Consider the following 5,081-nt stretch of genomic DNA (forward strand, 5'->3'; position numbering starts at 1 on the left):
GCTCCTTTAGGCGGGGCGCGCGGCTGTCCCACAAGAGGGGACTGCGCTCGGGCCGCGCGGGCCCCACGTCCCGTGGACGGGAAATGCTTATGCATTTCAACTACCAGCCTCGGCCCAATTCCTCGCCCCATTCTTTGTTCGCGTGCCTGCGCGATTCACTCTATTTCGGCTCACCGCCGAAATAGTTGAATCGCTTCTTTAGGCGGGGCGCGCGTTTGTCCTACTGGGGGACTATCCTTACGCCAGGCGGGCGCACCCTTCGGGTGGTTTAATGGTAGCCTCTACCCCAAACGGCGGCAGCCTCGCCCCAAACGCTTACCGAAACTCACGCCAATGTCCGAGCCACGACACGAAATGCCTCACCCGTCACCGAATCGCGAGAGGCAATCGGCTCCCCCGCATCTCCCCCCTCTGCAATCGCCTGCACCAACGGGATCGAACCCAAAAACGAAACCCTCTGCTCTTTCGCTAAAGCGGCCACCCGACCGTCCGACCCCGCCGGCCCGAAAATATAGTACTTATTCTCCGGCAGCTCCGCCGGCGTAAACCACGCCATGTTCTCGACAATCCCACGAATCGGAACCCCGACGTTCTCGTTCCGGAACATCGCGATCCCACGCACCACATCCGCCAAAGCCACCTCCTGAGGCGTGCTTACGATCACCGCCCCCGACAGCTTCAACTCGCTGACGATCGTCAGGTGCAAGTCCCCCGTTCCCGGCGGCAGGTCGATCAACAGATAGTCCAACTCGCCCCACGCCGTCTGGTGCAACAGCTGCCTCAACGCGTTGGTCGCCATCGGCCCCCGCCACACCAAAGCATCCGAACCCGAAATGAAAAAGCCGATCGACATCACCTTCACCCCATACGCCTCCGCAGGCACGATGTACTCCAGATCGGAACCGTCTTCGGCCACCTCTGCCACCGGTTTATATTCCTCCACGCCGAACATCTTCGGCATCGAAGGCCCGTAGATGTCCGCATCCAAGACCCCCACCCGAAAACCCTCGGCCGCCAGGGCCACCGCCAGATTGGCCGTCACGGTGCTCTTCCCCACCCCGCCCTTGCCCGACGCCACCGCAATCACCTGCCCTACTCCGCTCATCGAGCTCTTCTCTCGCATCGCCTGCTGCTTCGCCGCCTTCGAGTCCGGCGGCAGCGGCTCGGACACCACGATCACCGGCGAAACACCGGTCGCTTCGGTCAGGATCGCCTCCGCCGCACGCCGCACGGAAGCGGCCATCGGATCCCGCGGTTTGGTCAGTTTCAGCGTAAAACGCACCGCTCCGGTCGCCGGATCGACCTGAAGATGTTCCACCATCCCCAGCGACACGATATCCTTGTCCTGCTCCGGATGGGTCACCCCCTTGAGCAGCTCCAGCACCTCTTCGTTGGTCAATATCGTCATGATTGGTTCCGTAAACTCTGGTTAATCAATGCTTCGAGCCGTTCCAACGCCACCTCCTGCGGAATGTTGCGCTCGACGACCTCTTTCCCCCGGTACAAGGTCACCACGCCGTTCCCCGCTCCGACATAACCGAAATCGGCGTCGGCCATCTCGCCCGGACCGTTCACGATGCAGCCCATCACGGCGATCTTCAGTCCCGGATAGTGTCCGAACCTGACCTTGACAGCCCGGGCAACCTCCTGGAGCTCGAACAGCGTCCGACCGCAGCCCGGGCACGAGATAATCTCGGTCTTCGAGATCCGGGCCCGCGCGGCCTGCAAAATCGAAAACGAAAGCGAGGTCAGATCGAAATCCGGCGTCACATCCCGCTCGGTCTCGACCAAATTCCCGGCCGAGTCTTCATCGTATTCAGTGGCAAAAACTTCGTTCACGATCCATATCCCGTCTCCGAAGCCGTCGATCAGCAGCGCGCCGAAGTCCGCCGCCGCATAGAGCTGCAACCGCTCCAAATCCCGCTGGCCATAACAGCGGCTCATAATCACCGGGTTCTGCAACCCGTGCCGCATCAGCTGCACGAAGCAGGCCCGAATCTCGCCCACCCAATGGCTGTTCTCGGACACCAATACGAGTATCCTTTCCGGATGGCTCTCCAGCCACTCCAAAAACTCATACGAGAGGTGTTCCAGCGTGCAGGCGATCCAGCCCTGTCCACGATCCAAGCCCTGCATCGCCTGCCGCGGCGTGACGAGCGCAAAGTCTTCCGGCGACAAGTCCGCACAGCCCTCCCCGACACGATCTCCCACCACAATAGGCGGTGCCCCGCCGCCGATCGTCACCCCGCGATACCGAACCGGAGTGGTCGCCCGCCGCACATATGTATAAGGATCGTACGGCACCGGCTCGTCGTCCACCGGAATATAGTTGTGCATCTCCCGGCCCACGAAATAGTCGGCCAAGATCCGTGCCGGCGCCATTTCATTCTCCGGCGCTTCGGTCAGCGAGACGCGAATGGTGTCCCCGATCCCATCGGCCAGCAAGGCGCCGATCCCCACCGCAGACCTCACCCTGCCGTCCTCCCCCTCGCCCGCCTCGGTCACGCCGAGGTGCAGGGGGTAGGTCATCCCCTCTTCGTCCATCCGCGCGGCGAGCTTCCGATAAGCTTCGACCATCACCCGCGTATTGCTCGACTTCATCGAGATGACCACCCGGTCATACCCCTCGGCCCGGCAAACGTACAGGAACTCCATCGCCGACTCGACCATCCCGTCAGTAGTGTCCCCATACCGCGACATGATCCGGTCGGAGAGCGACCCGTGGTTCACGCCGATCCGAATGACCGTATTATAATACTTACAAACCTCGATCAGCGCCGTCAATTGCACCCGCAGCCGCTCCAACTCCGCCGCGTACTCGGCGTCGGTATAGTCCAGCTGCCGGAACGTGGCCCGCTTATCGATAAAATTACCGGGATTGATCCGCACTTTGCTCACATACTGCGCCGCAATCAAGGCCACCTGCGGATTGAAATGGACGTCGGCCACCAGCGGCACGTAGCACTCCCGCTCCTCGATCCGCCGACGGATGGTCAGCAGCCGTTCCGCCTCGGTTCGCCCCGGCGCGGTGAGCCGCACGAGCTCGGCCCCCGCCTCCGCGATCCGCAGCACCTGGGCGGCCGAAGCCTCGACGTCGGCCGTGTTGGTCGTGGTCATCGACTGCACGACAATCGGGGCGTCGCCGCCCAAAACCAGACGGCTGCCGATCCGAATGGGGTGAGTCCGCCGACGGAAATAGCTGAACAGATGAGGACAGTAGCGTTTCATGAGAGAAAACGATGGCGGAAACCGAAAAGACAAGTGTGGAGAATACCGGGTTCGAACCGGTGACCTCTTGCATGCCATGCAAGCGCTCTACCAACTGAGCTAATTCCCCGTTCAGACTCCACAAATATAGCCCTTTTTTCGACAGCCACAAATATTATCCGGACGAAGTATTGGTTTTTTCGAATAAATGGCCTAGATTTGTAAGCGCGATTTACCGGTTATGCGCACCGACGCATACAAAATTCACTACCCAATATGGAACTCAAAAAATCACCCAAGGCCGACCTGGAAAACAAGCGGAGCTATTTTCTGGAGATCGGTATCATCGTGGCGCTGGCGGCATGTATCGCCATGTTCAGCTGGAGCCAGAAGGAGCGTGTCATCGAGGTCGTCGAACAGGCTCCGGTCGTGGTCGAAACGGAAATGATGGAGGTGACCATTCAGGAAGACAAGCGGCCGCCGGCACCGATGAAAACTCAGGCGGTGGCGATCTCGGAAATCCTGAACGTGGTGAAAAACGACGCCAAAATCGAACCGACGGTCAATATTCTCGACCTGGACGTGACGCAGGATCTGGCGGTGGACGTGACGAAGTTCGGGGGGACGTATACGGGCGAGGAGGAAGCGGAGGACGATACGCCGGTGGTGGTGGCGGAAACCATGCCGACCTTTATGGGCGGGACGGTGGACGACTTCGCGAGATGGTGCGGGAAACATATCGTCTATCCGCCGGCGGCACAGGACAACGGCTCGCAGGGGCGGGTCATGGTGCAGTTCGTGGTGGAACGCGACGGCTCGATCAGCCATGTGACGGTGTTGCGGGGGGTCGACCGGCTGTTGAACGACGAGGCGGTGCGGGTGATCAAGAGTGCGCCGAAGTGGACGCCGGGATCGAACCGGGGGAAACCGGTGCGCGTGTATGTCAATGTGCCGATCAACTTCGTGTTGTCGGATTAGGTTAAACGTGTTTTTTACTCCTTGTGTAACATAGGAAAGGCGGTCTCCGTAACGGAGACCGCCTTTCGTTTTTATCGAACCCGGCCGAATCAGTTGGCCTGGATGGTACCGGTGTAGGAAGCGGTGTTCCCCATGTTCGGAACCAGGGTCAGCGTGGCCAGCCCGTTGTCGATATTATAGTTCAGGTGGAAAACGTACTTCACGTTATCCCACTCGGTCTGGAAAACGAGCGTCCACTGCGAGCCGTTGTTCATATCTTCCCAGAAGGTGAACCGGTTGGTCGTGAAGTTGATCCGTTTCGGAATCATCGTCACGTTCTCGGCCACGGACACGTAGGGCAGGTTCACTTCCAAATAGCCGGGATAGATGGTGACGTAGTTGTTCCACTGGTTGAGCGCCTGCTGGGGCCCGGCGAATTCGGGGGTCAGATAGGAGGCGGAGAAGGTGAAGTTGTGGCTCTGGAGGGCGTTGGTCATTTGAGCGACCATGGCCTCTTTCCGTTCGGTACGCTTGGCGTCGCGGACGGCTTGTTTGCTGTAGTCCTGAGCGGTGGCGCCGGCTACCAGCGCGACCATCATCAATGATAAAAATAACTTTTTCATAGTTTATTGGTGTTAGTGTGTTTTTATTTCTGTTTCCCGCCCCGGGCTACCGCCTGTGGGACGCGGGTACGCTATTGGGTGCGGGCAATTGCGGGTTCAGTTGGTCGGCGTCGTCGGTTGTCTTCAGCGGGATCTATCTGCATTTCTATGTGACGTATTTCCATCCCAGTTTCTCCAGCAACCGCGGTTACGGTTTTCAGTTGCGTTGCCTCTCGGAATAAACGCCGCGGGCCCGCGGGGGCAAGAGGCTGGAGTTACCCTAATTGCGTTTTGAGTGCATCCCTGCGGTTCGAA

5 protein-coding genes and 1 tRNA gene are annotated in these 5,081 nt (G+C 59.6%); 2 read left to right on the plus strand and 4 right to left on the minus strand.

Annotated features, from left to right (window positions below; all coding sequences use genetic code 11):
* Window positions 1–325 precede the first annotated feature (325 nt).
* The 3 genes from QZ302_RS08490 to QZ302_RS08500 form a co-directional block, all read right to left on the minus strand.
* Window positions 326–1,408, minus strand: coding sequence for an Mrp/NBP35 family ATP-binding protein (locus QZ302_RS08490; protein WP_294594454.1), 1,083 nt, complete (start codon window positions 1,406–1,408; stop codon window positions 326–328).
* Window positions 1,405–3,228, minus strand: coding sequence for a (E)-4-hydroxy-3-methylbut-2-enyl-diphosphate synthase (gene ispG / locus QZ302_RS08495; protein WP_294594456.1), 1,824 nt, complete (start codon window positions 3,226–3,228; stop codon window positions 1,405–1,407). The genes QZ302_RS08490 and ispG overlap by 4 nt, the downstream gene beginning before the upstream one ends.
* Window positions 3,229–3,264: 36 nt before the next feature.
* Window positions 3,265–3,337: transfer RNA gene (locus tag QZ302_RS08500), tRNA-Ala, on the minus strand.
* Between the two features lie 146 nt (window positions 3,338–3,483).
* Here QZ302_RS08500 and QZ302_RS08505 point away from each other — a divergent pair.
* A complete protein-coding gene (locus QZ302_RS08505; RefSeq protein ID WP_294594458.1) occupies window positions 3,484–4,185 on the plus strand; it encodes an energy transducer TonB in 702 nt (233 codons plus the stop codon).
* Window positions 4,186–4,274: 89 nt separating this feature from the next.
* Here QZ302_RS08505 and QZ302_RS08510 read toward each other — a convergent pair whose 3' ends face one another.
* A complete protein-coding gene (locus QZ302_RS08510) occupies window positions 4,275–4,787 on the minus strand; it encodes a DUF4251 domain-containing protein (protein WP_294594460.1) in 513 nt (170 codons plus the stop codon).
* 17 nt (window positions 4,788–4,804) lie between these two features.
* On the opposite strand from QZ302_RS08510, the gene QZ302_RS08515 reads away from it, so the two are divergent.
* Window positions 4,805–5,008, plus strand: a complete 204-nt coding sequence (locus QZ302_RS08515; protein ID WP_294594462.1) for a hypothetical protein — start codon at window positions 4,805–4,807, stop codon at window positions 5,006–5,008.
* The last annotated feature ends 73 nt before the right edge of the window (window positions 5,009–5,081 follow it).

It is taken from the genome of uncultured Rikenella sp., from assembly GCF_910579375.1.
Lineage (GTDB): Bacteria > Bacteroidota > Bacteroidia > Bacteroidales > Rikenellaceae > Rikenella.

Bases quoted from the DNA above. Each gene is read 5' to 3' on its own strand.
- QZ302_RS08490 (WP_294594454.1), bottom strand. From the start codon at position 1,408: ATGACGATATTGACCAACGAAGAGGTGCTGGAGCTGCTCAAGGGGGTG.
- ispG (WP_294594456.1), bottom strand. From the start codon at position 3,228: ATGAAACGCTACTGTCCTCATCTGTTCAGCTATTTCCGTCGGCGGACT.
- QZ302_RS08505 (WP_294594458.1), top strand. From the start codon at position 3,484: ATGGAACTCAAAAAATCACCCAAGGCCGACCTGGAAAACAAGCGGAGC.
- QZ302_RS08510 (WP_294594460.1), bottom strand. From the start codon at position 4,787: ATGAAAAAGTTATTTTTATCATTGATGATGGTCGCGCTGGTAGCCGGC.